General features: G+C 69.5%; 26 protein-coding genes. 5 read left to right on the plus strand and 21 right to left on the minus strand.

The annotated features are described in order from the left end of the window. The first annotated feature begins 6 nt into the window (after positions 1 to 6). The 4 genes from G406_RS0102845 (at position 7) to G406_RS0102860 (ending at position 4,763) form a co-directional block, all read left to right on the plus strand. Positions 7 to 2,313, plus strand: a complete 2,307-nt coding sequence (locus G406_RS0102845) for a molybdopterin-dependent oxidoreductase (RefSeq protein WP_028932627.1) — start codon at positions 7 to 9, stop codon at positions 2,311 to 2,313. Between the two features lie 38 nt (positions 2,314 to 2,351). Further along, positions 2,352 to 3,347 carry a sigma-70 family RNA polymerase sigma factor gene (locus tag G406_RS0102850; protein ID WP_342666180.1) on the plus strand — a complete coding sequence of 332 codons (996 nt, stop codon included), beginning with the start codon at positions 2,352 to 2,354 and terminating at the stop codon, positions 3,345 to 3,347. Positions 3,348 to 3,368: 21 nt separating this feature from the next. Next, the gene (locus tag G406_RS0102855; RefSeq protein ID WP_028932629.1) at positions 3,369 to 3,950 is read left to right on the plus strand and encodes a TetR/AcrR family transcriptional regulator; all 582 of its coding nucleotides are present in this window, start codon (positions 3,369 to 3,371) and stop codon (positions 3,948 to 3,950) included. 78 nt (positions 3,951 to 4,028) lie between these two features. After that, positions 4,029 to 4,763, plus strand: coding sequence for a hypothetical protein (locus G406_RS0102860; protein WP_028932630.1), 735 nt, complete (start codon positions 4,029 to 4,031; stop codon positions 4,761 to 4,763). 102 nt (positions 4,764 to 4,865) lie between these two features. On the opposite strand, the gene G406_RS44265 is transcribed toward G406_RS0102860, so the two are convergent. The 15 genes from G406_RS44265 to G406_RS0102930 form a co-directional block, all read right to left on the minus strand. Beyond that, positions 4,866 to 5,117, minus strand: coding sequence for a hypothetical protein (locus G406_RS44265; RefSeq protein ID WP_037074693.1), 252 nt, complete (start codon positions 5,115 to 5,117; stop codon positions 4,866 to 4,868). Continuing rightward, complete coding sequence (locus G406_RS0102870) at positions 5,114 to 5,713, minus strand: hypothetical protein (RefSeq protein ID WP_028932631.1); 600 nt, start codon at positions 5,711 to 5,713, stop codon at positions 5,114 to 5,116. The genes G406_RS44265 and G406_RS0102870 overlap by 4 nt, the downstream gene beginning before the upstream one ends. Continuing rightward, complete coding sequence (locus G406_RS0102875) at positions 5,703 to 7,136, minus strand: APC family permease (RefSeq protein ID WP_211241015.1); 1,434 nt, start codon at positions 7,134 to 7,136, stop codon at positions 5,703 to 5,705. The genes G406_RS0102870 and G406_RS0102875 overlap by 11 nt, the downstream gene beginning before the upstream one ends. Next, the gene (locus G406_RS56480) at positions 7,133 to 7,309 is read right to left on the minus strand and encodes a hypothetical protein (protein WP_156934641.1); all 177 of its coding nucleotides are present in this window, start codon (positions 7,307 to 7,309) and stop codon (positions 7,133 to 7,135) included. The genes G406_RS0102875 and G406_RS56480 overlap by 4 nt, the downstream gene beginning before the upstream one ends. Next, the gene (locus G406_RS0102885) at positions 7,306 to 7,725 is read right to left on the minus strand and encodes a hypothetical protein (protein ID WP_028932634.1); all 420 of its coding nucleotides are present in this window, start codon (positions 7,723 to 7,725) and stop codon (positions 7,306 to 7,308) included. Before G406_RS0102885 ends, G406_RS56480 begins: the two co-directional genes overlap by 4 nt. A 2-nt stretch (positions 7,726 to 7,727) precedes the next feature. Further along, entirely contained in the window at positions 7,728 to 8,021 is a 294-nt protein-coding gene (locus G406_RS0102890) for a hypothetical protein (protein WP_156934642.1), read from the minus strand. A gap of 190 nt (positions 8,022 to 8,211) precedes the next feature. Beyond that, on the minus strand, positions 8,212 to 9,126 hold the full coding sequence (purU, locus tag G406_RS0102895; RefSeq protein ID WP_051341372.1) for a formyltetrahydrofolate deformylase: 915 nt from the start codon (positions 9,124 to 9,126) through the stop codon (positions 8,212 to 8,214). Then, positions 9,123 to 9,701: a sarcosine oxidase subunit gamma gene (locus tag G406_RS53575; RefSeq protein WP_028932637.1), complete on the minus strand. Its 579-nt coding sequence runs from the start codon at positions 9,699 to 9,701 to the stop codon at positions 9,123 to 9,125. The genes purU and G406_RS53575 overlap by 4 nt, the downstream gene beginning before the upstream one ends. A gap of 7 nt (positions 9,702 to 9,708) precedes the next feature. After that, positions 9,709 to 12,564, minus strand: coding sequence for a 2Fe-2S iron-sulfur cluster-binding protein (locus tag G406_RS0102905; RefSeq protein WP_037074694.1), 2,856 nt, complete (start codon positions 12,562 to 12,564; stop codon positions 9,709 to 9,711). After that, a complete protein-coding gene (locus G406_RS59635) occupies positions 12,561 to 12,812 on the minus strand; it encodes a sarcosine oxidase subunit delta (RefSeq protein WP_084215715.1) in 252 nt (83 codons plus the stop codon). Before G406_RS59635 ends, G406_RS0102905 begins: the two co-directional genes overlap by 4 nt. A 68-nt stretch (positions 12,813 to 12,880) precedes the next feature. Beyond that, the gene (locus tag G406_RS0102910) at positions 12,881 to 14,092 is read right to left on the minus strand and encodes an FAD-dependent oxidoreductase (RefSeq protein WP_028932639.1); all 1,212 of its coding nucleotides are present in this window, start codon (positions 14,090 to 14,092) and stop codon (positions 12,881 to 12,883) included. A gap of 60 nt (positions 14,093 to 14,152) precedes the next feature. Continuing rightward, positions 14,153 to 15,508, minus strand: a complete 1,356-nt coding sequence (glnT, locus tag G406_RS0102915) for a type III glutamate--ammonia ligase (protein ID WP_028932640.1) — start codon at positions 15,506 to 15,508, stop codon at positions 14,153 to 14,155. Between the two features lie 27 nt (positions 15,509 to 15,535). Next, positions 15,536 to 16,858, minus strand: a complete 1,323-nt coding sequence (locus G406_RS0102920; RefSeq protein ID WP_028932641.1) for an FMN-binding glutamate synthase family protein — start codon at positions 16,856 to 16,858, stop codon at positions 15,536 to 15,538. A 9-nt stretch (positions 16,859 to 16,867) separates the two neighbouring features. Then, positions 16,868 to 17,560, minus strand: coding sequence for a glutamate synthase (locus G406_RS0102925; RefSeq protein WP_028932642.1), 693 nt, complete (start codon positions 17,558 to 17,560; stop codon positions 16,868 to 16,870). Next, complete coding sequence (locus G406_RS0102930; RefSeq protein ID WP_028932643.1) at positions 17,548 to 18,228, minus strand: class II glutamine amidotransferase domain-containing protein; 681 nt, start codon at positions 18,226 to 18,228, stop codon at positions 17,548 to 17,550. Before G406_RS0102930 ends, G406_RS0102925 begins: the two co-directional genes overlap by 13 nt. Positions 18,229 to 18,357: 129 nt before the next feature. Here G406_RS0102930 and G406_RS44275 point away from each other — a divergent pair, with 129 nt between their 5' ends. Further along, positions 18,358 to 19,065: a FadR/GntR family transcriptional regulator gene (locus tag G406_RS44275; RefSeq protein WP_084215716.1), complete on the plus strand. Its 708-nt coding sequence runs from the start codon at positions 18,358 to 18,360 to the stop codon at positions 19,063 to 19,065. A gap of 14 nt (positions 19,066 to 19,079) precedes the next feature. Here the strand turns inward: G406_RS44275 and G406_RS44280 are convergent, their stop codons facing one another. From G406_RS44280 to G406_RS44285, 6 genes are all read right to left on the minus strand, one after another. Beyond that, positions 19,080 to 20,177 carry an aromatic ring-hydroxylating oxygenase subunit alpha gene (locus tag G406_RS44280; RefSeq protein WP_037074700.1) on the minus strand — a complete coding sequence of 366 codons (1,098 nt, stop codon included), beginning with the start codon at positions 20,175 to 20,177 and terminating at the stop codon, positions 19,080 to 19,082. A 48-nt stretch (positions 20,178 to 20,225) separates the two neighbouring features. Continuing rightward, positions 20,226 to 21,008, minus strand: a complete 783-nt coding sequence (locus G406_RS0102945) for a PaaX family transcriptional regulator C-terminal domain-containing protein (RefSeq protein WP_028932644.1) — start codon at positions 21,006 to 21,008, stop codon at positions 20,226 to 20,228. A gap of 14 nt (positions 21,009 to 21,022) precedes the next feature. Then, positions 21,023 to 22,030, minus strand: a complete 1,008-nt coding sequence (locus G406_RS0102950) for an aldo/keto reductase (RefSeq protein ID WP_028932645.1) — start codon at positions 22,028 to 22,030, stop codon at positions 21,023 to 21,025. Between the two features lie 47 nt (positions 22,031 to 22,077). Beyond that, on the minus strand, positions 22,078 to 22,524 hold the full coding sequence (locus G406_RS0102955; protein ID WP_028932646.1) for a MerR family transcriptional regulator: 447 nt from the start codon (positions 22,522 to 22,524) through the stop codon (positions 22,078 to 22,080). A 101-nt stretch (positions 22,525 to 22,625) separates the two neighbouring features. Beyond that, positions 22,626 to 23,873: a cytochrome P450 gene (locus G406_RS0102960; RefSeq protein ID WP_037074702.1), complete on the minus strand. Its 1,248-nt coding sequence runs from the start codon at positions 23,871 to 23,873 to the stop codon at positions 22,626 to 22,628. A 252-nt stretch (positions 23,874 to 24,125) separates the two neighbouring features. Beyond that, positions 24,126 to 25,784, minus strand: a complete 1,659-nt coding sequence (locus G406_RS44285) for a linalool dehydratase/isomerase domain-containing protein (protein ID WP_051341378.1) — start codon at positions 25,782 to 25,784, stop codon at positions 24,126 to 24,128. Between the last annotated feature and the right edge of the window lie 28 nt (positions 25,785 to 25,812).

Below are 25,812 nucleotides of genomic sequence, written 5' to 3' on the forward strand. Positions count from 1 at the left end.
GAGGGTATGACGCTCGATCAACCGCTGCCGAACAGCACCCACTGGGGCGCCTTCACCGCCGTCGAGGACGGCGACCGGCTGCGGGTCGAGCCGCATCCGCTGGACCCCGAGCCGTCACCGCTGCTGGCGAACCTCAGCGACTCGATCCGCCACCCCGCCAGGGTCGCTCGACCGTCGATCCGCCGGGGCTGGCTGGAGCGCGGCCCCGGGCCCGACGACCGGCGCGGCGACGACGAGTTCGTCGAGGTCGACTGGGACACCGCACTCGACCTGCTGGGCGGTGAGCTGGACCGGGTGCGGACCGAACACGGCAACAGCGCCATCTACGGCGGCTCCTACGGCTGGGCGAGCGCCGGCCGGTTCCACCATGCGCAGAGCCAGCTGCGTCGGTTCCTGAACTGCATCGGCGGCTACACCCGCTCGGTCAACACCTACAGCCACGGCGCCTCGGTGGTGGTGCTCCCGCACATCCTCGGCGGCTCCGGGGCCCGCGAGGTGATGGCGGGCGGCACGTCCTGGCCGGTGATCGCGCGCAACACCGACCTGCTGGTCGCGTTCGGTGGCATCCGGACCACCAACACCTGGGTCGCGCCGGGTGGGCACACCCGGCACACGATCCTGTCGCACCTGGAGGAGGCGACCGCCCGGGGTATGCGGGTGGTCAGCGTCAGCCCGCTGCGCGACGACCTGCCCGAGCAGGTCAGCGGCGAGTGGTACCCGATCGTGCCCGGCTCGGATGTGGCCGCCATGTTGGCGCTGACCTGGACGTTGGACGACGAGAACCTCGCCGACCGGGCCTTCCTGGACCGGTACACGGCGGGAGCCGAGCAGTGGCTGCGCTACGTGCGCGGTGAGGTCGACGGGCAGCCGAAGAGTCCCGAGTGGGCCGCGCCGCTGTGCGGCATCGAGGCGGGACAGCTGCGCGCGCTGGCCCGGCGGATGGCCTCCCGGCGGACGCTGATCCATGTGAGCTGGTCACTGCAGCGCACCGAGTACGGCGAGCAACCCGTCTGGGCCGGGATCGCGTTGGCCGCGATGCTCGGGCAGCTCGGTCTGCCCGGCGGCGGGTTCGGCCACGGCTACAGCTCGATGGCCGACGTCGGCAGCGCCGTCACCCCGTACCCGCTGCCCTCGCTGCCCCAGGGCCACAACCCGGTCCCGGATTTCATCCCGGTGGCCAGGGTGTCCGACATGCTGCTGCATCCCGGCGAGGAGTTCGACTACGACGGCGGGCGGTACACCTACCCGCACACCCGGTTGGTGTACTGGTCCGGGGGCAACCCGTTCCACCACCACCAGGACCTGCGGCGACTGCGGCGCGCCTTCCGTACGCCGGACACGGTCGTGGTGCACGAGCCGTACTGGACGGGCACCGCGCGGCACGCCGACTTCGTCCTTCCGGTCACGACCACGGTCGAGCGCGATGACCTGGGTGTCGGGCGCGGCGACAGCCATCTGCTGGCGATGAAGCAGGTCACCGCCCCCGTGGGTGAGGCGCGCAGCGACTACGACATCTTCGCCGGGCTGGCGCAGCGGCTGCGGGTCGGCGAGAAGTTCACCGAGGGACGCAGCGCCGCGGACTGGATCGTGCATCTGTACTCGCGGTGGCGGGAGCGGATGGCCTCGCGCCGGCGCGAGATCCCCGACTTCGCGACGTTCTGGTCGGCGGGAACGCTGGAGCTGCCGGACCTGCGCCTGGACCGCGTGCTGCTGGCGGACTTCCGCGCCGACCCCGACGCGCACCCGCTGGACACGCCGAGCGGCCGGATCGAGCTGTACTCGGAACGGGTCGCCGGCTTCGGCTACGACGACTGCCCCGGCTACCCGCGCTGGCTCCCGCCGCGTGACCTGCCGGGCACCGGGCAGCTGCACCTGATCGCCAACCAGCCCGCCGCCCGACTGCACAGCCAGCTCGACATGGGCGCCCACAGCCAGGCGTCGAAGGTGCACGGCAGGGAGCCGCTACGGCTGCACCCGGACGACGCTCGCGCACGGGGAATCCAAGAGGGTGACATCGTCCGGGTCTTCAACGCGACCGGCAGCTGTCTCGCCGGTGTCCGGCTGTCGCGGGACGTGCGCCCGGGTGTCGCGCAGCTCTCGACCGGCGCGTGGTTCGACCCGTCCTCCGAGCTCGTGACCTGCGCACACGGCAACCCGAACGTGCTCACCACGGACCGGGGCACCTCCAGGCTCGCCCAGGGCTGCGCGGGTCAGCACGCACTGGTCGAGGTCGAGCTGCTCACCGCGCCGGTCCCTCCGCTCAGGGCGCACGAACCGCCCCGGCTGACCTCGCGCCGTCCCAGCCAGGCTTAGCCGCGATTCCTTTTGCCGGCTCGGCGGGTCTACCCATCGTGAGCATCGAACAGGGAACGACGATGGTGGACGACTTCGCCAGGGACACCGAACGGTTCCGGCGCGAGCTGCTGGCGCACTGCTACCGGATGATGGGTTCGGTCCAGGACGCCGAGGACGTCGTGCAGGAGACGTATCTGCGTGCCTGGCGCGGCTACCAGCGGTTCGAGGGCCGCTCGTCGATCCGGACCTGGCTGTACCGCATCGCCACCAACGCCTGTCTCAACGCACTGCGCGGCGCCGGCCGTCGGGCTCTGCCGTCCGGGCTCGGCGACCCCAGCGACGATCCGCTGTCCCCGCCGGAACCGGCGGCCGCCGACGTCCGCTGGGTCCAGCCGATCCCCGATGCTCTCGTCACACCGGATTCGGACGACCCGGCGGCGATCGCCACCAGCAGGGAGAGCCTCCGGCTCGCGCTCGTCGCGAGCCTGCAGCACCTGCCGCCGTCGCAGCGGGCCGTGCTCATCCTGCGTGACGTGCTGGCCTGGTCGGCCGACGAGGTCGCCGAAGCACTCGGCACGAGCACCGTGGCGGTGAAGAGCTCACTACAGCGCGCCCGCGCCCGCATGGCCCAGCTGCGTCCGGCACCGGACCAGATCGAGGAACCGTCGGAAGCTCACGGCCGGGCACTCCTGGAGGCCTACCTGGCCGCCTTCGAGAACTCCGACCCCGCCGCGCTGACCGCGATCCTGCGCGCGGACGCCTCACTGGAACTACCCGGTTCGCGGACCTGGTTCTCCGGCAACACGACCTGCATCCCGTTCCTCGCGGCTCAGGCGCTCGGCGAGCCCGGTGACTGGCGCATGCTGCCGATCGCGGCCAACGGGCAACCCGCGCTGGCCGCCTACCGACGTGACGACAGCGGCGCCCACCGGGCGTTCGGTGTCGCGGTGCTGACCGTGACGGGCACCGGGATTTCGCGGGTCGTCGCCTACGGTGACGCGGGACTGCTCGACCTGTTCGGGCTGCCGTCGGTCCACCCGGCCGACCGGTGACATCCGGTACGGTCACCTGCCGTGGCTCCCGAGACCAGCCGTAGACCGAGAGCCGACGCCGAACGCAACCGGCTCCGCATCCTCGACGTCGCGCGCGTCCTGTTCGCCGACCGCGGCGGCGACGTCGGGCTGCCCGAGATCGCCCGCGCGGCCGGTGTCGGCATGGGCACCGTCTACCGCCACTTCCCCAGCCAGCGCGACCTGGTCGAGGCCGCGGCGCAGCGCCGCTTCGCCGAGATCCTGGACTTCGCGCGCGGGAGCTGCCTGCGGGACAGCCCGCCGGGCCGGGCGATCGCCACGTACCTGCGCCACGTCGGCGAGCTGCTGGACTCCGACCGGGGGCTGTCGGCCGCGATCGAGACCGCCAGAGGATCGGCGGGCAGCGAGCCCCGGGGCGACACCCGCGCCGAGCTCGAATCGGCCGTCGCCGCGTTGATCGAGCACGATCGCGCCGCCGGGACGCTGCGGGCCGACTGCACGGTGGCCGACGTGTACCTCGTGGTCGGCGCGCTGTCCGCGACGATCCGACACGGCGACGGGGACTGGCACCGGCTGCTCGATCTCTGCCTCGCCGGGCTCGGTGCGCACACGCCGTCCGCTTGAACAAGCGCCGACGGCACCGCTCGTGAGACTGTGGAAGAGCACGATCACCTTCCGCCGATCACGAGGACACCGAGCACCGTGAGCCTTCGCCACCCGTTCTCCACCGAGAAGGGCGCGGCGGTCCCCGACGCGTCCCTGCCCGAACCCGAGGTCAAAGGGGTGACCGGGCGCGCGCTCAAGGCTGCCGTCGAGCATGCGCTGCGCATCCAGCAGCCGGCCGTGACCGCGCACATCGCCCGGATCCGTCGCAACAAGCCCACCGCGACTCCTGGCGAGGTCATCGAGGCGCTCGGCAAGCAGTACCTGTACGCCGTGGGCGGCACCGGCGCGGCGGCGGGCGGGATCGCGGTCGTGCCCGGTATCGGCACCGCGGCGTCACTGGCCACCGGCGCCGCCGAGGCGGTCGCGGCTCTGGACGCCTCGGTCCTCTACACCTTGGCCGTCGCCGAGGTGCACGGCCTGGAGATCGAGGACGTCGAACGCCGCCGCGCGCTGGTCCTGGCCGTCGTGCTCGGCGAAGGCGGCACGAAGCTCATGCAGAAGGTCACCGGCGGCTCGCCGCACTGGGCCAAGGAGGTCGTCGACGTCCTGCCGCTGAAGAAGCTCGGCCCGGTCAACCAGACGCTGGTGCGCTGGTTCATCAAGCGCTACATCACCCGCCAGGGGGCACTGGCCTTCGGCAGGGCACTGCCGCTCGGCGTGGGTGCCGTGGTCGGCGCGGTGGGCAACGTGGCGACCGCGCGAGCCGTCATCCGCTCGTCCGAACGAGCCTTCGGCCCACCACCCCTGGAGTGGCCACACCAGACCCCCTGAGCCACCCCTCGCAGAGCGTCGGGTTGCGTCGCAGAGGCTGCAGTGTCTGCGACACGACGTGATGCTCTGCGAAGTGACGCGACAGCCTCCGCACTGTGCCGGTCAGGTCTGGCCGACCCGCGCAACCGCCGCCGCGCGGTAGGCGTCCATGATGCTGATCGCGTAGATGAAGAAGCCGCCGGCGAGACGGCCGAGCACGGACTGGTCCGGGGTGCTCAGGTGGTAGGTGATCGTGCCGAGCAGGACCATGTAGAACACGAACATCAGCCCGCGCACCGGCGTGCGGTTGAGGACGTGCCCGACGCCGGGCAGCACGATCGCCACGCCCAACACGACCAGCGGATGACGGCTCATGCGGACGCCTCCTCGACAGCGGTCAGCGCCTCGCCGACGACGCGAAGACCGGTCAACAGTTCGGCCAGAACAGCGGGCGTGACCTGCGGAAACCCGAAATCGGCCCGACGCGCGGAGCGGTACGCGCTCTGGTCGGCCACCACGAGCCGGTAGGTGATCCGCGCGCCCACCGGCCCGACCAGGACCTCCTTCACCTTCACGTCGGACAGGAGCGAACCGATCGTGTCCAGCAGCGGCGGAGGCACCCGGAGCGGGCGCATCGTGGCGATGCGCGCGTGCACCGGGAAGTCGGGCGGTGTCGGCACCTGGTGGGCGAACGAGGCGTTCGGTGAGTAGAACTCGGTGCCGGTCGGGCGGGCCAACGCGTCGAGCGCCGCACCGAGCGGGAACGGCCTGCTGTGCACGACGACCAGCAGCAGCGTCGGCAACGTGCGGGTCAGCAGCGAGTCGACCACCGCTGCCACCCGCACCGGGTGGCCGAGGTGGGTACCGGTGAGGACCGGGTAGCGGGTCTCCCCCGCCGTGACCCGGCCGTCGGTCAGGTCGCCGACGACCTGGTCGAACAGCCTGGCCCGGCGGGCCGCCTCAGTAGCCACGGGGCCGGGGCAGGTCGGCGGTGAACTGGGCTCCCTTGCGCACGTACTTGTAGCGGCGCTTCACGAACCAGATCGACGCCAGCAGGTAGAACGCGAGCAGCGACAGCAGCGCCGTGCCGTAGCCGAGGAACGTGGCGAAGAAGACCAGCGCGGACAGCGCCATCAGTGCGATCGCCGGCACCGGGTGCAGCGGCAGGACGTATCCCCTGGTGATCGTGCCCATCGGCCACAGCCTGCGGAACCGGATGAAGTTCGGGCCCATGAAGCTGTACATCAGCAGCCCGGACAGGATCGAGAAGGTGATCACCGTGGCCAGCAGCGTCGGCTGGTTGAGCAGCACGGGAAGCAGCGCGAACGCGATGGCCACCGGCACCAGGAACACGATCGCCCGGAACGGCGTGTGGTAGCGCGGGTGGACCGCGCCGAACCAGCCTGGCAGGTAGCGGTCGCGGCTCATCGAGAACCACGCCCTCGACGCGTCGTTGATGCAGCCGTTCGCCGAGGCGATCGTCGCGCACAGGGTGCCGAGCAGCAACAGGATGACCAGGACACCGCTGCCGGTGACCCGCGCCGCGTCGAACAGCGGGGTGATCGACACGCCCAGGTAGTGCCAGGGCAGCAGCCCGGCGCACACGTACCAGGTGATGCTCGCCGCGATGATCAGCGTCATGATCCCGGCCATGCTGCCGATCGGAACCGAGCGCGACGCCGAACGGCACTCCTCCGCCGCCTGTGCGGTTCCCTCGATGCCCAGGTAGAACCACATGCCGAACTGGAACGCGGCGATCACCCCGAGCCAGCCGTACGGCAGGCCGTTGTCCAGCGAGCCCATGAGGCCGGCGAGGTGCAGCTGCTGCGAGGGATCCCATCCGGAGACGCCGACGAACAGCACGATGACGGTGACGAACGCGAACCCGGTGATCACGAAGTTCAGCGACAGCGCCGCGAACACACCTCGGTAGTTGAGCCAGGCCAGCGCGAGGATCGTCAGGGTCGCGAACGGGTAGGCCGACAGCTCCTCCGAGCTGCCGAGCAGCTTCGACAAGGTGGTCAGCAGGTAGCTCAGGACGTTCGCGTTGGACGCCTCCAGCATCGTGTACGCGAGGGTCAGGTACAGACCGACGTTGAACGCCATCAACGGGCCGACCGTATGTTTGGCCTGCGCGTACTGCCCGCCTGCAGCGGGGATCGCCGAGGTGATCTCCGAGTTGATCATCACGATGCAGGTGTAGAGCAGGCCGACGAACCACGCCGCGATCAGCGCGCCGTACATGCCACCCTTCTCGACCGCGAAGTTCCAGCCCATGAACTCCCCGACCAGCACGATCCCGACGCCGAGCGCCCAGATGTGCATGGGCGAGAGCACCTTGCGCAGCGCGGGCCGCTGGTCGGTGTCGCCGGTCGACACGTTCTCGATGCTCACCGAGTGCCTCCGGACTGGTCGGGAGCCTCCAACGGCAGGTCGATCTCGGCGACGGTGGTCAGCTGACGTTCGTCGTGCTGCCGGGCGACCCGCAGCATGTCGAAGATCAGCCACGCGGCGATCACCGCGCTGAGCACCCAGGCCAGCAGGTTCAGTACACCGGCGATGGTCATGATCGGTCCTCCCGGTCCGAGGGGCCGAACCGTTCCTCGATGACTTCCCGGTACTCCTTGAACGAGGTCCGGTAGACGAACCCGAGGTACACGGCGAGCAGTGCGGCGGTTCCGAGCAGTGCGAGGACGTCGATCTCGTACTTGTCCTGGTTGTTCTTGGTCGCGTCGACGGCCGCGTTGACCGTGGCCAGGTCGGTGGTGCCGGAGGCGATGAGCTGCTGGTACTGCGCGCGCTCGGTGTCGTTCACCGGCATCGCGGCGACCGGACGGTTCGCGGCGGCATCCGACGCCGCAGCCGAGGTGTCCTGGACGAAGTAGGTCGTGACGAACAACGTTGCAAAGATCAGCACGAGGACCGTCGCGGCGTCGATCAGCTGGCCTCGGGTGCTCTGCTCGGGAGGTTCGTAGCTGGTCATGGTCAGTGCCTTCCCTGCTGGCGCGCCAGGTCCGCGTTCATGATGTCCGGGCGGTAGATCTCGTCCCGGTTGAGCGCGTAGCGGCGCAGCATCGCGAGCGTCGACGCGGTGTTGAACAGGGCGAGCAGCAGCATGGACACCACCAGCGCCACGGTGATCCCGGTGCTCGGTGCGACCGAGGCGGCGGCCATGCACAGCGGGACCAGCACGAGCCACATGAGCACGGTGAAGGTGATGGCCAGGATCCGATCGCGCCTGGCCAGCGCGGCGATTCGGAATTCGAGGGAGGGCGACACGGTGCCTCCGATCTTGTCGATGAAGGCGCCCGCGTCCGAAGCAGGAGATCGAGCGCCGTTGCTCGAGTACAAGATGCGCGTCGGCTTCTGGCATCCGTTCCGACGCTTTATGGTCCGAGGTCCGGACTTAGGACCATAGGACCATTCAGTGTCCCCTGTGTCAAGGCTCACGCCCTGGTCCCACCGGCGACTAGAAAACGATCGTGGTTCTACCGTTCACCAGGACTCTGTCCTGGCTGTGCCAGGTGACCGCTCTCGCCAGGACGCTGCGTTCGATGTCCGCGCCCAGGCGCACCAGGTCGGACGAGGTGTGCCGGTGCGACACCCGGATGACGTCCTGCTCGATGATCGGGCCCTCGTCCAGGTCCTCGGTGGCGTAGTGGGCGGTCGCGCCGATCAGTTTCACGCCGCGCTCCTTCGCCCGCTCGTAGGGGCCCGCGCCGGCGAACGCCGGAAGGAACGAGTGGTGAATGTTGATCACTGGCACGCCGATGCGGTCCAGGAAGTCGCCCGTCAGGATCTGCATGTAGCGGGCCATCACCACCAGGTCGACCCGCCCGGCCAGCAGGTCGAGCTGCCGCTGCTCGGCCTCCGGTTTGGTCGCCCTGGTCACCGGGATGTGCTCGTAGGGCACGCCGAAGCCCGCCACCTCCGCCTCCAGGTCGGGATGGTTGGACACCACGGCCACGACGTCGATCGGCAGCTCACCGCGTCGCCACCGCCACAGCAGGTCCAGCAGGCAGTGGTCGTAGCGGGACACGAACAGCGCGACCCTCGGCGCCACCGAGACGTCGCGCAGCCGGAACGTCATGTCGAAGCGCGCGGCGATCTCCGACGCGAACGCGTGTTCCAGGTCGGGGAGCGCCTCGGTGAGTCCGGGCAGGTGGAAGACCAGCCGCTGGAAGAACCGGCCGCCGACGGCGTTGGTGGTCTCCTGGTCGTACTGCACGATGTTGGCGCCCCTGCCGTGCAGGAAGGCGGTCACCGCGGCGACGATCCCCGGCTGGTCCTGGCAGGACGCCGTCAGCCTGCCGAGATCTTTCGGCAGGTCCGAGGCGGCGGCCACCGTTCGCTCGGGGCGGGTCGCGGTCACGTCCACGGTCATGATCGGCTCCAGTCGGTCGGGGTGAAGGCGTCGACCTCGATGGCGAACTCGGTCCCGGCGTCCAGTAGGCACTCGGCCAGGTACTGGCCCGAGGAACGCTCGCAGTGCAGCAGGTAGGACCGCACGCCCCCGTCGTCGTCACGGACCACGTCGGTGGTGATCCTGGCGACCGAGGAACGGAACGCGGCACCGTTCGGGGTCACGGCATCGGACAGGTCGACGGCACAGAGCTTGGCCAGCAACGACGCCGAGTCGGCGCCGCGCAGCCGGACCAGCGCGCGGCCGTGGGTCAGCTCGACCACCGAGACGAACTCACCGGACCCGGCGGCGATCCGATCCAGCTCGGCGCGCGGCCCTGGACCCGAGTCGGGGGCGGCGAGCACCAGCCACTCCCCCGGTCCGGAGCCGACCACCAGGCCGAGGGACGGATGCCGCTGCGCACGACCGAACGGTGTGCTCAGCACGGTGCTGTCCATCGAGGCCCGGACCGAGAACTTCACCAGAGCGCTCGCATCGGCCAGGGTGAGTTCGGTGGTCCGGCCGCCGACGGTGAGTGCGATCGGGCTTCTGGACACGGGCGCATCAGACACGTTGACGCTTCCCTTCCGGATCGAAGTGGGCGTGCTCGGCGGTGACCTCGGCCTCGATGTCCCGCCCGTCGTGCAGCCGGACGGTGACGCGGGTGCCGGGTTCGGCGAGGTGCGGGTCGAGCTGGCCGAGGCAGATCGAGCGGTTCAGTGTCGGTGACATGCGGCTGGAGGTGATCCGGCCGACGATGTGCCCGCCGTCGCTGATGATCTGGCTGGCCTCCTCCGGCACGACGTTCGGATCGAGGGGCTGCAGCCCGACGAGCTTCGGGGAGTCGGCACGCTCGGCCTGCCAGCGCAGCTCCGGTTTCCCGACGAAGTCGTCCTTGTCCAGCTTGATCGCCCAGTCCAGCCCCGCCGTGTACGCCTGGGTGAGGCCGTCGGTGTCCTGGCCGACGATGAAGTGGCCCTTCTCCAGCCGCAGGATGCGCTGGGCCTCGACACCGAACGGCCGGACGCCCAGGTCCGACCCGACGGCCAGCAGCCGCTCCCACACGTGCAACCCGTAGTTCGCCGGCACGTGCAGCTCGTAGGACAGCTCGCCGGTGAACCCGATGCGCCACAGCACGCAGTCGGCGACGCCGGCGATCGTGCCGGTGCGCACGTTCATGTAGTCGAACGCCTCCGGGCTCAGGTCCACACCCTCGACGAGGCGTCCCAGCAGCTCCCGGGAGTGCGGACCGGCGACGTTGATGCTGGCGTACGCGGTGGTCACCGGTGTGACGTGCACCTGCCAGTCGGGATGCTCGGTCTGCAGCCAGTTCTCCACCCATTCCCACACCGACGCCGCGCCCGAGGACGTCGTGGACATCAGGTAGTGGTTCTCACCGAGCCGCCCGGTCACACCGTCGTCCATCACGACGCCGTCCTCGGCGCACATGACGCCGTAGCGCACCCGGCCGACACCGAGCTTGGACCACTTGTTGACGTAGAGCAGGTTCAGCAGCTTCGGTACGTCCGGACCGCGCAGGTCCAGCTTGCCGATCGGTGTGACGTCGATGATGCCGACGTTCTCCCGAACGCCCCGCACCTCACCGGCGGGGTCGCCGTAGTGCTCCGGCCGAATCCACTGCCCCGCGACCAACGGGACCGCGCCGTGCCCGACGTGCCAGGAGTGCATCGGCGAGTACCGCACCGGCTCGAACTTCCGCCCGGCGAGCGCTCCCAGGGTCGGCGGCGTATACATCGGCCGCCATGTAGTCACCCCGGTCTCGGCGATGCTGCGCCCCGTCGCCGCGGCGACCAGCGCGACCGTGTTGACCGTCTCCAGCTTGCCCTGCGCGGGCCCCATCGTCGCCGTCGTGTAGCGCTTGACCAGCTCGGACGAGTCGTAGCCCTCCTTCACCGCGGTGAAGATGTCCTTCGCGGAGACGTCCTCGGAGAAGTCGACGAAACCACCGCCGTCGGTGAAGAACAGCTCGGGATGCGGTAGCAACGACAACGCGGGGACCGGTGCCGGGGCGGTGGGTCGCACGGGCCCCGCCGGGGTCGCGGCCGGACGACCGGCGTTCCATCGGTCGGCGAGCGCGAGAGCCCTCCGCGCGGCTTCCCTGCCGACGGCGTCGCCGTGTTCGCGCAGCTCGGCGAGTGTCCCGTCACCCACGAGGCCACCGGTCGCCAGCACCGTGTCCGGCATGCGCGTCACGTCCGGGACGAACCGCGCCGCCTCGGGCCGGTAGACCGGAGTCACCCCGGACATGTTCAGCAGCGACGTCGGCGCGGTCCAGCCAACGGCGGTGACCAGCAGGTCGCAGTCGATCCGTCGGCCGCCGGCCAGCTCGACGCCGGTCAGGTGGTTCTTGCCGAGGGCCTTGAGGCCGCCCTGCGCCGACCGAGCGTCGATCTCGACGACGTCGAGACCGGCGGACCTCAGGTCCGCCGCCGCAGCGTCGCCCTCCGGGTTCGCGGAGAACACCACGGCACGCTCACCCGGCCGTACCGCGTACAGGTTGGCCAGGCGGCGCACCGCGGTGGACAGCATCACCCCGGGCAGGTCGTTGCCCGCGAACACGTACGGCCGTTCGATCAGACCGGCGGCCACGACCAGGGTCTTCGCCCGTGCCTTGATCAGCCGTTCCGCCACGTTCGGCAGGTTCCGCTGGACCACGGCGACCCAGTTGTCGTCGTAGCGGGCCGAGGCCACCGAGTCGGTGAGCACCTCGATGCCCGGCTCGGCGCGCACCGCCGCGACCAGCCCGGAGAGGGTGGTCAGCTCACCGGCGCCGCCCCAGCGCAGATGGCCACCCAGCTGGTGCTCCTGTTCGACCAGCATGACCGACGCGCCGGATCGCGCGGCGGCGAGCGCGGCGGCGAGACCGGACGGGCCCGCACCGACGACCAGCACGTCCGGGTGCGCATAGCGTTTGTCGAAGTACCCGGACGGGGTGTCCGGAGGCACCTCACCGGCGTGCACGAACTTGCGCAGCACCTTCTCGTAGGTCGGCCACAGCCGTTCCGGCTTGATGAACGTCTTGTAGTAGAAGCCGGTGGCGAGGAACCTGCCCGCGAGCCGGTTGACCGCCTTGACGTCGAACTTCAGCGACGGCCAGGTGTTCTGCGACCGGACGTCCAGGCCCGGAGCGGCGAGCCGGTGCGCGGCGCGCACGTTGGGTTCGTCGCCCACCTGGACCTGACAGCCGGGGTCGAAGATGTCGGCGGTCAGCAGGCCGCGCGGCCGGTGGTACTTGTAGCTGCGGGAGAACACCCGGACACCCGCCGCCGCCAGCGCCGAGGCGATCGTGTCGCCCGGATGCGCGGAGTGGGTGGCGCCGTTCCAGGTGAAGGCGAAGCTCGTGGACCGGTCGAGGACCTCGCCGGGTTGTTCCGGCAGCCGATGCGATGCCGCGCTCATGAACGCCCTCCCACTCTGCGTACCTGGTTGCTGCCGGTGTGGCGTTCCAGCGAGAAATAGCGTCGGCAGCCGCTGCCGTGGTACCAGGTCTCCCGGGTCCAGCCGAGTGGGTTCTGGTGGAAGTACAGATAGCGGCGCCATTGTTCCGGAGTGGTCTGATCCGGAACCGGACGCGATTTCGACTCACCGACGTAGCGGAATTCACTGACATTGCGATGTCCGCACGACGGGCACGGCACTAACATCATGGCTGGTCTCCGAAGATAAGCCGTGAGTGTTTTGGGTTGTTATGGCAACCCAAAACACTCACGGGTAGTTAATGCCCGACGGCGGCCGCGCCCTTTTCGCCGACCAGCCGGCCGGCCTCGAACCGGTCCAATCCGAACGCGGAGATGATCTCCGGTGGTCGGCCGCCCGCGATGCAGTCGGCCATCGCCTCGCCGGACACCGGGCCTGCCTTGAACCCGTAGGTGCCCCAGCCGACGTCGACGTGGAACCCCTCGACCGGTGTCGGCCCCATGATCGGCGAGTAGTCCGGTGTCATGTCGCACAGCCCGGCCCACTGCCGCAGCAACCGCATCTTCGACAGCGCCGGCATGAGCTCCAGCACGTGCCCGGCGAGCCCCTCGACGAACTCGAGCGAACCGCGCGTGGAGTAGGAGGCGAACGGGTCGACGCTGGCGCCGAACACGAGCTCGCCGCGGTCGGTCTGGCTGACGTAGGTGTGCAGCGTGCCGGACACCACGACGGTGTCGAGGAACGGCTTGACCGGTTCGGTGACCGCCGCCTGCAGCGGGAAGGTCTGCACCGGCATGGACACCCCGGCGAGGTCGGAGATCAGCGTCGACCAGCCCGCCGTGCAGTTCAGCACGATCGGGGTGCTGATCCGGTCACCGCCGGCGGTACGCACCCCCACGACCCGGTTTGCCTCGACATCGATGCCCACCAGCTCGGTGTTCTGGTGGATGTGCACGCCCAGCGCGTCGGCGGCGCGCGCGTAGCCCCAGACCACCGCGTCGTGGCGGATGATGCCGCCCGGCGGGTGGTACAGCGCCCCGAGGATCGGGTACCGGGTGTGCGCCGAGGTGTCCAGGTACGGCACCAGCTTGGAGATCTCGTCCGGTCCGATGACGCTCGAGTCGACGCCTTGGAGCTTGTTGACCTCGGCGCGCCACGCCATGGTGCGCAGCGAGCTGTCGTTGTGCGCGAGCGTGAGGTGGCCGCGCTGGGAGAACATCACGTTGAAGTTCAGGTCGGCGGCCAGGTGCTCGTACAGCTTCACCGAGCGGTCGTAGAACCGGATGCCTTCCGGTGTCAGGTAGTTCGACCGCAGGATCGCGGTATTGCGGCCCGACCCACCCGATCCGATGTAGGACTTCTCCAGCACCGCGACGTTCGTGATCCCGTGGTTCTTCGCCAGATAATAGGCGGCCGCCAGTCCGTGGACTCCGCCGCCGATGATGACCACGTCGTAGCTGTTCTTGACCGGATGGTGCCGGAATGCGCGGGACCAGTCACCACCGGTCAATCCGTGCCGTAAGAGACTCCATGCCGAATATCTTGATCCCATGAGCGAATCTCCGAGGTTCTAGGCAAGAGTGAGGTATCGGTCTATTTCCCACTGCGAGACGGTCGAGTGGTACGCGTCGAACTCGGCCTGTTTGACGCGGGCGAAGTAGTCGATGAAGTCGGTGCCGTCCGGCAGGCCGCCGAGCGCGGTACGCAGCACCGGGTCCTTCACCAGCTCCTCGACCGCTCGGTCGAGCGTCTTCGGCAGGTGGCTGATGCCGCGCTGTTTCACGTCGTCGAGGGACAGCGCGAACAGGTTGTCGGTGACCGGTTCACCCGGGTCGAGGCCGCGGTCGATGCCGTCCAATCCGCCCGCGAGCAGTGCGGCCGCCGCCAGGTAGGGGTTCGCGGAGCCGTCCGGTCCCCGGTGCTCGACGCGGCCGCCGTCCGGAACCCGCAGCAGCAGGCTGCGGTTGTTACCGCCGTACGCGACGTAGGCGGGTGCCCAGGTCGCTCCGGAGTCCGGCGCGCCGACCCCGATGCGTTTGTAGGAGTTGACCGTCGGGCACATGACGCCCGCCGAGGCGCGCCCGTGCTCCATGAGACCCGCGATGAACTGGTAGGCCAGCTTGGACAGACCCAGCGCGTCGTCGTTCGAGGCGAACAGCGGGTTGTCGTCGGTGTCCCACAGGCTCAGGTGGGTGTGCAGGCCGTTGCCGGTGACGTTGGTGAACGGCTTGGGCATGAACGTGGCTGTCATGCCGGCGTCGTGGGCGAGCATGTGGACCATGTAGCGGAAGAAGATCGTGCGGTCGGCGGTGGTGACGGCGTCGGAGTAGTCGAAGTTGCTCTCGAACTGCCCGTTGCCGTCCTCGTGGTCGTTGGCGTAGTTGCCCCAGCCGAGCTGGTTCATGTGCTTGGACAGGGTGGACAGGAAGTCCCACATCCGGGTCAGGCCCTTGACCTCGTAACAGGGCTTCGCCGAGGTGTCCAGCGCATCCGCCACGACCAGGCCGCCGTTCTCGGTGCGCCGCAGCAGTGAGTACTCCGCCTCGACGCCGGTCTTGAGCACCCAGCCCCGGGTGTCGGCCAGCTCGGTGAGCAACCGTTTGAGGATGACCCTCGGCGCATAGGGCCACGGGTCGTCACCGACGTGCGGATCGCAGTGCAGGACCGCGATGCCGTCCTTCCACGGCACCTTCGTGTACGACGCGGGGTCGGGCAGGACGGTGATGTCCGGGTCGGCGGGACCCTGGCCGAGGTCACCGGCGGCGAAACCGGCGAACCCGGCGCCACCGTCCATCAGCAGGTCGAGACTGGACCTCGGCACCGCCTTCGCGCACGGTTTGCCGTGCAGGTCCACGAACATGGCGAGGAAGAACTCGATACCGTCCTCGTCCGCGCGTGCGGCCAGTTCCTCGCGTCCGTCACCCATGCCAACTCCTTTGTCGTAGTGGGTTGCTCACAGCCCCTGGCCCGGGATCCAGGAGGTCCCGGCGAGCGGCACCCGGGCCATCGCGGCGGCCTCGATGGTGAGCGCGACCAGATCTTCCGGTTCGAGGTGGCGCAGGTGCGCTTTGCCGCAGGCCCGCGCCAGGGTCTGCGCTTCCAAGGTCAGGACCCGCAGGTAGTTCGCCACCCGCCGGCCGCCCTCGACCGGGTCGAGGCGCGCGGCCAGCTCCGGGTCCTGGGTGGTGATGCCTGCCGGGTCGCGGCCGTCCTGGTAGTCGTCGTAGTAGCCGGGCGCCGAGCCGAGCGCGGCGTACTCCTCGGCGTAGCGCGGGTGGTTGTCCCCCAGCGCGATCAACGCGGCCGTGCCGATCGCGACGGCGTCGGCGCCCAGTGCCATCGCCTTCGCCACGTCGGCACCGGTGCGGACGCCACCGGAGACGATCAGCTGGACCTTGCGGTGCAGCCCCAGCTCGGCCAGTGCCTGCACGGCCTGTGGGATCGCGGCGAGCGTCGGGATGCCGACGTGCTCGATGAACACGTCCTGGGTGGCGGCGGTGCCGCCCTGCATACCGTCGACCACCACGACGTCCGCGCCGGCCGCGACCGCGAGCTTCACGTCGTAGTAGGTGCGGGTGGCCCCCACTTTGACGTAGATCGGCTTGCACCAGTCGGTGATCTCGCGCAGTTCCAGGATCTTGATGGTCAGGTCGTCGGGCCCGGTCCAGTCCGGGTGCCGGCATGCGCTGCGCTGGTCGATGCCGGCGGGCAGGGTGCGCATCCCGGCGACCCGGTCGCTGATCTTCTGCCCGAGCAGCATGCCGCCACCGCCGGGCTTCGCACCCTGCCCGAGCACCACCTCGATGGCGTCGGCGGCGCGCAGGTCGTCCGGGTTCATCCCGTACCGCGACGGCAGGTACTGGTAGACCAGATGCTTGGACTGGCCGCGTTCCTCGGGCGTCATGCCACCGTCGCCGGTGGTGGTCGAGGTCCCCATGTCGCTGGCGCCGCGCCCCAGGGCTTCCTTCGCCTGGGCGGACAGCGCGCCGAAGCTCATGCCGGCGATGGTGATCGGGATGTCCAAATGCAACGGCTGCGATGCGTGCCGGTCACCGAGCACGACGTCGGTGTCGCAGCGCTCCCGGTACCCCTCGAGGGGGTAGCGCGACATGCTCGCGCCGAGGAACAGCAGATCGTCGAAGTGCGGCAACCGGCGTTTGGCGCCCCACCCCCGGATGTCGTAGACGCCGGTCTCGGCCGCCTTCTGGATTCCGGCGATCGTGGCGCGGTCGAACGTGGCGGACTCGCGCAGCCCACGCAGAGCGGGATCGGTCATTCTGGCCCCCTAGTAAGCGGCGGAGTTGTGCGCGGCGAAGTGGTAGAGCTGCCTGGCCGAACCGAAGCGCCGGAACTCGGCCGGATCGTGCCGCAGGCCGGCGTCGACCAGCAGCTGGGACAGCTCGGCGACGTGTTCGTCGCGCATCGGCTTCTCGATGCAGTCCGCGCCCAGCGAGCCGACACCGCCCCGCACGTACAGCCGGGCCTCGTAGATCGAGTCACCCAGACCGTCGCCCGCGTCGCCGCACACGACGAGCCGGCCCGCCTGCGCCATGAACGCGCTCATCGGCCCGACGTTGCCGCCGACGACGATGTCGATGCCCTTCATCGAGATGCCGCACCGCATCGACGCACTGCCCTCGATCACCAGCAGACCGCCGTGCCCGGTCGCGCCCGCCGACTGCGACGCGTTGCCCCGCACCCGCACCGACCCGGACATCATGTTCTCCGCGACCCCGGTGCCCACGCTGCCGTGCACCGTGATGTCGGCCAGCATGTTCATCCCCGCGCAGTAGTAACCGGCCGGACCGTGGACCTCCACGTCCAACGGGTGCCGAAGACCCACCGCGATCGCCTCGGCGCCGCGCGGGTTGTGCACCTCGTAGCGACGCGCGGTCGGCTTGTGCAACTCGGCGTTCAGCTCACGCACGGTGCTCGTGGTCAGGTCGACCTTCACCAACTCTTCACTCAGCGCGACCATGCGTAGACCCTTTCCGGCTCGGGCTCGACGATGCGTGCGGTGTTGATGCCCGGCAGCTCGGCCAGCGCGTGGAACTCCGAGGCCATCGCCACGTAGTCGTCGGTCTCGGCGATCACGGCGGGCTTGCAGGCGAACGAGTCACGCAGCACCGCGAACTGGGTCGCGGTCGTGACCAGCAGGGTGAAGAAACCGTCGAACTCCTTGAGCACCATCCGCATGGCATCGGCGAGATCGGCCCCGTTGCTCAGCTCCCGGCCGATGAACCGCGCCGCGACCTCGGAGTCGTTCTCGGTCGTGCACTCGATCCCGCCGAACGCGAGGTCCCGGCGGATGGTGGCGTGGTTGGAGAACGAGCCGTTGTGCACCAGCGCGAGACCGGGCAGCGGCGTGAACGGGTGCGCGCCCTCGGTGGTGACGGCCGACTCGGTCGCCATCCGGGTGTGCCCCACCGCCTGGTAGCCGCCCCGACGAGCGACGCCGTTGCGCTCGCAGATCTCCCGGGGGCGCCCGACGTCCTTGATCACCGTCATACCGGAGTCGTCGTAGAGGGCGACGCCTGCGCTGTCCGGTCCGCGCGAGGTCATCGCCTCCAGCATCGGCACCAGGAGCTCACCGAGCCGAGGTTGCAGCTCAGGATTCTTGAGATGTAGCCCGACGATCCCGCACACGCGCGCCTCCCGATTGGTCTTAGGTCCCAACTTAAGACCTTTTCTAGGTCACCACCTGACCCCGGTGTTGTCAAGGCCACAGAACACACGCGTCCCGCGCTGCTCCACGCGCCCGTATAACCTCATCTGATGGCCAACGTGACAGCGCAATCCGTGTCCCAGGCCGTCGCCGACCACCTCCGCCGCCTGATCCACCGGGGCGAGATCGGTCCCGGGGACCGGCTTCCGGCCGAGCGAGAGCTCGCCGAACAGCTCGGCGTGGCCCGGATCAGCCTGCGTGAAGCGATCAAGAGCCTGCAGAACGACGGCTACGTCGAGGTGCGGCGGGGCGCCCGTGGCGGCACCTACGTGATCGAGCTGGACGAGCCGGTGGCCCGCTGGCGGGCACGCATGCGCACCGAGTCCGGCGAGTTCGACGACATCGTCGACTACCGCATCGCACTGGAGACAGAGGCAGCTCGGCTGGCCGCGTCTCGGCGCAACGACACCCACCTCGCCGCGCTGCGTACCGCGATCAGCAGTCTGGAGCAGGCCAGCAACCGCGCCGCGTTCCGTCTGTCCGACTCGCAGTTCCACACCGGCCTCGCCCAGGCGTCCGGGAACACCCGCCTGGAGAGCGCGATCGAGGCCGCGCGTGCCGACCTGTTCGCCACGCACGACCTGATCCCGTACATCAACCCGATCGCCGAGTCGGTCCGCGACCACCAGGCGATCTACCGCGCGGTCCGCGACGGCGACCAGGACGCGTCGGCCGCCGCGGTGCGCGAGCACATCGAGAACGCCCGCACCCAGCTGTGGGAGATCGTCTTCGGCGCCCAGCCGGTCCCTGGACCCTGACCGGGCGACTTCGCTCAGGCGATGAGTGCCGCCAGTTGGCGGTGGAAGTGGATGATCGCGCCCTCGAAACGGCCGAACTCGAGGAACTCGTTCGCGCCGCTGGACAGTCCCTGCTGCACCGAGCGGGCCATGTCGCGGTCCTCCTCGTTGCCCATCTCGACGAACTTGGCGTCCCGCGTCGCGTGCGACTCGTCGGCGCCGGCCTCGTTCGTCAGCCGGTAGGTGACCACGTTCGTCCGCTCGACACCGTCCGGTTCGAGCACGACCACGGCGGTGTGGTGCGACAGCCGCGCGACCATGACGTTCGGGAACACGTGATGGACCGTGGTCACCAGCCCGTCAAGACTGCGCTGGTCCGAGGGCACGTCACGCAGGCCCTCTATCCGCCGGAACGGGAACACCACCCGGCTACCCTGCTCGAAGGACTCCACGACGTTGAGGTTGTCGTAGCCGAACGGGAAGAACGTCGAGCGATGCGTGGCCTTGATGTGATAGCCCTCGAGGAAACCCTCGACCAGGATCTTCCAGTTGGCCTCGACGACGTCCGTGCTGCTGTCGAGCAGCATCTGGTCGGACAGCACGATCTCCGGTAGGTCCGCGAGCTCGCCCGCGTCGGCACCGTCCTGGGACACGAAGACCAGACCGGACCGCTCGACCGCGGTGACCGGCACCAGGCCGTGCGTCGCACGGTCGAGACCGGGAAAGCCGTGGTCGTCCGCGACGTGGCGCAGCGCGCCGTCCAGCCGGTAGACCCAGCCGTGGTACGGGCAGACCAGTGACGTCGCGGTGCCGCAGCCGGCCACGAGCGCCGCTCCGCGATGGCGGCATGCGTTGCGGAAGGCACGCACCTGACCCTCACGGTCGCGCAGCACCACCAGCGGCGTGCCGGCCGCGGTCCGCGCGATGTACGAGCCCGCCCTGGGCAGCGCGACCGACGGGCAGTACGCGACGAACCGGCGCCGCAACACCAGTTCGGTCTCCTGCCGCAGCCGATCCGGGCAGCGGTAGTGCTCCACCGGTTCACGCCAGGTCTCGTCCGCAAGGTCGGTAGTCCCGGCTGCCACGTGGTCGAGGATTCGATGGGTCAGAGCCTCTTCGTCGAGGAGCGCCATACCGACGAAGTTACGTTATCTGTCTATCGCGATCAATACTTGTGATACTCAGGTTTCCGCGGCCGCCGCCATGAACGACATCTGCCGGGCCAGGTGGGCCTCCTCGAGGCGGTCGTAGGCAGCGCGGATCGCCGGGGCCGGCCAGCCCGGTGAGACGAGGGCCGAGGGGAGCTGCGGCTCCCGGCGCAGGAACCGTACGGCGGCGATCGACACCAGGAACGTCTCGGCCAGCACGGCGGGATCCTCCCGGTCCAGCCAGGAGAACGCCTCGTCGACCAGGCCGATCAGCTCGATGGCCTCCGCCTCGATCGACGGTAGGTCCCACAGCTGACCGGCCAGCTCGACCGGATCCCGCCCGTCGATGCCGCCGCGCACGACGAGCGTGCCGTCCATCGGCGACGGCCCGGCCACGTTCGCCGGCCGAAGCCACACCTCGGGCCGCAGCTCGGCCATCCGGTGCTCCCCCATGAGCGAGCGGAACGCCCTGCGCTCGGCGATCGGCCGCCGTTGCGCGTCGACGATGGCGAACCACCAGGTCCCGTCCCACGGCTCGGTCGGTGCCCGGCGCATCGCGTCCTGGTTGACCTGCCGACGCCTCAGCCGTTCGCCGAGGACGTAGCCGGCGTCGTCCACCCCGACCTCACCCGACTCGGCCATGCGCGACAACGCCGTACGCATGGCACCGTCCGCGATGCCGAACAGCGAACCCAGCGCGACCAGCGAACGCGCGGGCAGCCGGGGCGGGTGGCTGCCGAGCAGCGCGGACAGCGCGACCGACCGGGCGCTGAGCGGCCCGATGCCGAGCCGCTCAGCCAGACGTTCCCGATTCACTGGGACATCATGCGCTACTCGCGGGTGTCGGAGACCCAGTCGGGGTCGGAGTGGTCGGACCTCGGACCGACCACCGCCTCCGCGACCTGGTCGAGCCTGCTCACCTGCTCCGCATCCAGGGTGACGTCCAGCGAAGCGATGTTCTCGTCGACGCGGGCGGCACGCCGGGTACCCGGGATCGGCACCGCCGCGAGCCCGAGCGCCACGGCGTGCTGCCGCAGCCAGGCCAGGGCGACCTGGGCGGAGGTGACGGTCAACGCGGACGCGATCTCGGCGATCGTGGCCACGGCGGCCCGGTTGCGCTCGTAGGCGTCGCCCGTGAACCGGGCCAGCCCACCGCGCCAGTCACCACTGAACGTGGACGGGTCGCTGAGCGTCCCGGTGAGGAACCCGCGCCCGAGCGGCGAGTACGGCACGAAGCCGACACCGAGCTCGGCGGCGGTGGGTACGACGGCGCGCTCGACGTCGCGGCTCCACAGCGACCACTCGCTCTGCACCGCCGCGATCGGATGCACCCGATGGGCGCCGCGCAGCTCGTCGGCGGTCACCTCGGACAGGCCGAGGTGGCGGACCTTGCCTTCCTCGACCAGCTCGGCCATCGCGCCGACGGTCTCCTCGATCGGGACCGAGACCTGCCGCCGGTGCATGTAGTACAGGTCGATGACCTCGACGCCCAGGCGCTTCAAGCTCGCCTCGCAGGCTTCCCGGACGTAGGCGGCGTCGCCCCGGGTGCCCATCCCGGCGAGCCCGCCCTCGCCGACCGTGATGCCGAACTTGGTGGCGAGCGTGACCTCGTCGCGGCGGGTCGCCAGCAGGCGCCCGACCAGCTCCTCATTGCCACCGAAGCCGTACAGGTCGGCGGTGTCGATGAGGGTCACACCGCGGTCGACGGCGTGATGGAGCGTGGCCAGCGACTCGTCCTGGTCCGCCGGGCCGTAGGTGTCCGACAGGCCCATCGCGCCGTAACCGAGCCTGCTGACCGTCAGGGCGTCTCCGAGCAGGGTCGTACCGACGTGCGTCATCACAAAATCTCCAGGGGTGTAGCGGGTGAGGTGAAAGAGAAGTGCGCTCAGCCGAGACGGCTGCGCTGTAGCCGCGCGGTGCCGTCGTCGACGGCGGCACCCTCACAGTCGAGACCTCGGTCGATGAGGTCGCGGTAGTGCTCGATCTTCGTCTCGACGGTCCTCAGATCCTCGTGCATCTGGTCGAGGTTGGTCAGGATCGCGTCGCGTTGCTGCTCCAGCAGGGCCATCCGGCGGCCGTGCGAGCTCGCGCCCTCGTCCATCAGCGAGACGAACCGGCGCACGTCCGCGACCGGCATCCCGGTACGCCGCAAGGCCTGCACGAGCCGGACGAAGGTCACCGAGGCCGCCGTGTAGCGCCGACGCCCGTCGGCGGTGCGCTCGACGGCGGGCAGCAGACCCTGCCGCTCGTACCAGCGCAGTGTGTCGATGGTCAGGCCGGTCTCCTCGGAGACCGCCCGGATGCCCATCGCCGATTCGGTAGCAGCAACCATGAGCACAACGCTATGCGCTGGAGTCCACTCCAGCGCAAGCACAAAATTTCGGTCGTGAGTGTTGAGTGCGGCTATGGCCACACTCAACACTCACGAGGACTTCAGCCGGTGGAGCTGAACCGCACCGGGATCGAGGTCGGTGCGTTCACGAAGGTCGACGGCACGCGGGACGGCGTGCCGTCCAGCTCCAGGCCGTCCAGCCGCTTGATCGTCTCGGTCAGTGCGACCGACAGCATGCGGTTCGCCAGGCTCGCGCCCTGGCAGTGATGCGGTCCGCCACCGCCGAACGCGAAGTGCGGCGGCTCCTGGATTCCCCGGTTGAGGTCGAACGTGTCGGCACCGGCGAACGCGTCGGCGTCGCGGCTCGCGGAGGCGTACCAGAGCACCACCCGGTCGTCGGCCTTGATCGCCACGTCACCGATGGTGGTGTCCTTCGTCGCGGTGCGGGCCAGGTAGTTCACCGGCGACGTCCAGCGCAGGATCTCGTCGAGCGCGGGCGGGGCGTGGCCGGACTTCTTGCACCGCAGCTTCGTCGGTTCGGACCGCAGCAGCTTCAGCTGGTCGGGGTGTTCCAGGAGGGTCAGCAGCCCGTTCGAGATCGCGTTCCTGGTGTGTTCGGTCCCGGTGAACAACAGGACCGCGAAGTAGACGGCGATCTCGTCGTCGGTGAGGTGCTCGCCGTCGACCTCGGCGTTGGACACCGCGCTGGCGAGCGAGTCCATGCCGCGGATCAGCTCGTTGTCCACGACCTTGCGGAAATGATCCGCCATCTGTTCCATGGTCTGTTTGCCGTTGACATTGTTGGTGATGCCGTCCTGGATGGCGTCATTCCATTCGAGCAGACGCGGAATGTCCTCGTCCGGCGAGCCCAGCATTCTGCTCATCACGGTGAGCGGAATCGGAACGGCGATATCCCGCACGACGTCGCACTTTCCGGTGGCCGCGACCTTGTCCAGCGCGGAGCGGACGACCTCGGTGATGACGTCGTCGAGGATCACCAGGGTGCGCGCGAGGAAGGCCTTGGCCACGATCTCGCGGTGCTTCGTGTGCTCCGGCGGGTCCTTGAAGATCACCCAGCTCTGTCCGAGCTCCAGCGGCAGGAGCGTGTCCGGCTGCAGGAAGATGCCGCCGCGCGCCGTCGAGAACGTCGTCGGATCCTTGCTGACCTCGCTGATCTCGGCGGCCCGGGTGAGCGACCAGAAGTCGGGGCCGTCCTTCGTCCGGTTGTGGTGAACCGGTGCTTCAGCCCGCATCCGCGCGAACAACTCGTGCGGAGGGCCGTCGGTGAACAGGTTGTTGTCGGACAGATCAACCGAGTCGAGATCGACGGCAGCGGCGTCTGAAGGCATCAGCGGGGCCTCGCATGGTGGGGTTGCGGTGCGCGTTCAGGGGTGAGGCCATGGTCGTCGGCGAGTGTGACGTGGGTCAATGTGGCGGGCGAACGTGCTGCTATTGCCTACGAACAACGACCTCGTCGAAAAGTAATTGCAGAGACAAATTTCAATAGGATCAATGGGTGAATCGACGCGCGTCGACGCCCGCGTACTGGGCCATTCGGGAATCCAGGTGAGCGCACAAGCCGCGCCGGCGGCAGGGCCGGTTCAGCAGCAGGCACACGGTGGTCTGGGGACTCCGCCGAGCTGAACCTGATCGCCACCGGCGGCGCGGTCAGGTGCAGCGACCTGTTGAGGCTCTCTGCCAGGCGGGGCCAGTCCGGTGTCATGGTCCTCGTGCCTCTGTGTGGTGGTGGTCGATCCGGGATGCAGGACCTGGAGCCGGTGCTCACCGATGTCCAGGTCGATCTCGATACTGCGCGGGTCGAGGACACGCCAGCGCGGGTACGGCACCCCGTCGCGGAGCACCTCGCTCGACGCGGCGTCGGGCAGCTGGGTGACCCGGATCGTGGTCGGGGCGCCGCGTTCGGATGCGGTGGCCGCGTACGTGCCGACGGTCAGCGCGGAACCGGAGTTCCAGGCCTCGCGGACGCCGAGACGGGGGAAGTCGACGCCACACACCGTGGGCTCGTCGAACTTGTCCAGGTTCGGCTCGGTGAACACCCGCGACCAGGCGCCCGGCGCACCGATCTCCGCCATCATGAGCAGACCGTTGAGCTGGCCACGCGGGTACGGCTCGTCGAGCCCGAAGCCCCAGCCGAACTCGTCGCGCTCCAGTGAGCCCGCCGCGAATCCCGGCTCGAACCGCTCGGCCGCGTACGCGGTCAGCCGCGCGTGGGTGATCTCGTCACCGAACTCGCGGGCCAGCACGATGCCCAGCAGCAGGAACCGGGGGTCGGGCAACGAGCGGACCGGACGCGCCGGGTCGCTCCAGCCGATCTTGTCCACCGCCGTGCGGTACAGGATCTCCGCCAGCGCGGGTTCCTGCGGCAGCATGTAGATCGCCACCGACAGACCGGCGGTCGGACCCGCGCGGTGGGTGTAGTCGGCGATCGGGTCGTGGTAGAGCGCCATCCACTCGACGTGGCCACCAGGGGTCAGCCCGAGGAACCGCTCCCGGGCGATGTCCACCCACTGGTCGTAGACCCAGTGGTCCGAACCGCCGGTCAGGATGTCGTGCATGCGCAGCCCGAGACCCGCCGCGCTCAGGCAGTACGGCCAGATCTTGGTGTTCTCGCAGTGCGGCCCTTCCGGGCGGGCGGTCCACTGTCTGGTCAGCAGCGCGTTGATGCCGTCGTGGGTCCAGGAGAACGGCTGGTCGTCCAGCCCGGTCACGGCGAACGGCTCGTTCCACCGGCGGTCGCGCGAGACGTAACCGTGGAAGCCGAGCAGCAGGTTGAACCAGCCCTTGAAGAACAGGTTGCCCTCGGCCGCGACCGGATCCGGGGCGAGACCCCACGGCTCGACGCCGTTCGCCGTCCAGCCCGGCATGTCGTAGTCGCCGGCCAGGTGTTGCGGCAGCCAGAGCTTGACCAGCTCCTCCGGGTAGCGCGCACGGTCCGGGTCGTGGCCGATCTGGGTCAGCCAGTCGATCGCGGCCCAGTACGTGGTGTGCCGGGCGACCAGGCCGTCCATGATCTCGACGTAAACCTCCCGCCACGCCGGGGTCACATCCGCCATCATCGGCACCGCGTAGCTGGACTCGGACAGGTCGAACCGGGCGAAGTTCAGCACCGGCGGTGTGCTGCGGTCGTCCCACCACCGCGCCGGGCGGCCGGCTGAGCTCCAGTCGTCCGGCGTGGTCGCCTTGCGGTGCAGGAACCGCAGCCAGCCCAGTGCCCGGTCTCCGAGCACGCGCGTCGACATCGGCGGCCACCTACTTCAGATTATGAAC

It is taken from the genome of Actinospineispora spinosispora DSM 44797 (assembly GCF_000429025.1).
Classification (GTDB): domain Bacteria; phylum Actinomycetota; class Actinomycetes; order Mycobacteriales; family Pseudonocardiaceae; genus Pseudonocardia; species Pseudonocardia spinosispora.

What these genes read in the sequence shown, in the direction of transcription:
- G406_RS0102845 (WP_028932627.1), top strand. Translation starts at nt 7, where the DNA reads ATGACGCTCGATCAACCGCTGCCGAACAGCACCCACTGGGGCGCCTTC.
- G406_RS44265 (WP_037074693.1), bottom strand. Translation starts at nt 5,117, where the DNA reads ATGAGCCGTCATCCGCTGGTCGTGTTGGGCGTGGCGATCGTGCTGCCC.
- G406_RS56480 (WP_156934641.1), bottom strand. Translation starts at nt 7,309, where the DNA reads ATGACCATCGCCGGTGTACTGAACCTGCTGGCCTGGGTGCTCAGCGCG.
- G406_RS0102885 (WP_028932634.1), bottom strand. Translation starts at nt 7,725, where the DNA reads ATGACCAGCTACGAACCTCCCGAGCAGAGCACCCGAGGCCAGCTGATC.
- purU (WP_051341372.1), bottom strand. Translation starts at nt 9,126, where the DNA reads ATGACCGTGGACGTGACCGCGACCCGCCCCGAGCGAACGGTGGCCGCC.
- G406_RS0102905 (WP_037074694.1), bottom strand. Translation starts at nt 12,564, where the DNA reads ATGAGCGCGGCATCGCATCGGCTGCCGGAACAACCCGGCGAGGTCCTC.
- G406_RS59635 (WP_084215715.1), bottom strand. Translation starts at nt 12,812, where the DNA reads ATGATGTTAGTGCCGTGCCCGTCGTGCGGACATCGCAATGTCAGTGAA.
- glnT (WP_028932640.1), bottom strand. Translation starts at nt 15,508, where the DNA reads ATGGGTGACGGACGCGAGGAACTGGCCGCACGCGCGGACGAGGACGGT.
- G406_RS0102920 (WP_028932641.1), bottom strand. Translation starts at nt 16,858, where the DNA reads ATGACCGATCCCGCTCTGCGTGGGCTGCGCGAGTCCGCCACGTTCGAC.
- G406_RS0102925 (WP_028932642.1), bottom strand. Translation starts at nt 17,560, where the DNA reads ATGGTCGCGCTGAGTGAAGAGTTGGTGAAGGTCGACCTGACCACGAGC.
- G406_RS44275 (WP_084215716.1), top strand. Translation starts at nt 18,358, where the DNA reads ATGGCCAACGTGACAGCGCAATCCGTGTCCCAGGCCGTCGCCGACCAC.
- G406_RS44280 (WP_037074700.1), bottom strand. Translation starts at nt 20,177, where the DNA reads ATGGCGCTCCTCGACGAAGAGGCTCTGACCCATCGAATCCTCGACCAC.
- G406_RS0102950 (WP_028932645.1), bottom strand. Translation starts at nt 22,030, where the DNA reads ATGACGCACGTCGGTACGACCCTGCTCGGAGACGCCCTGACGGTCAGC.
- G406_RS0102955 (WP_028932646.1), bottom strand. Translation starts at nt 22,524, where the DNA reads ATGGTTGCTGCTACCGAATCGGCGATGGGCATCCGGGCGGTCTCCGAG.
- G406_RS0102960 (WP_037074702.1), bottom strand. Translation starts at nt 23,873, where the DNA reads ATGCCTTCAGACGCCGCTGCCGTCGATCTCGACTCGGTTGATCTGTCC.
- G406_RS44285 (WP_051341378.1), bottom strand. Translation starts at nt 25,784, where the DNA reads ATGTCGACGCGCGTGCTCGGAGACCGGGCACTGGGCTGGCTGCGGTTC.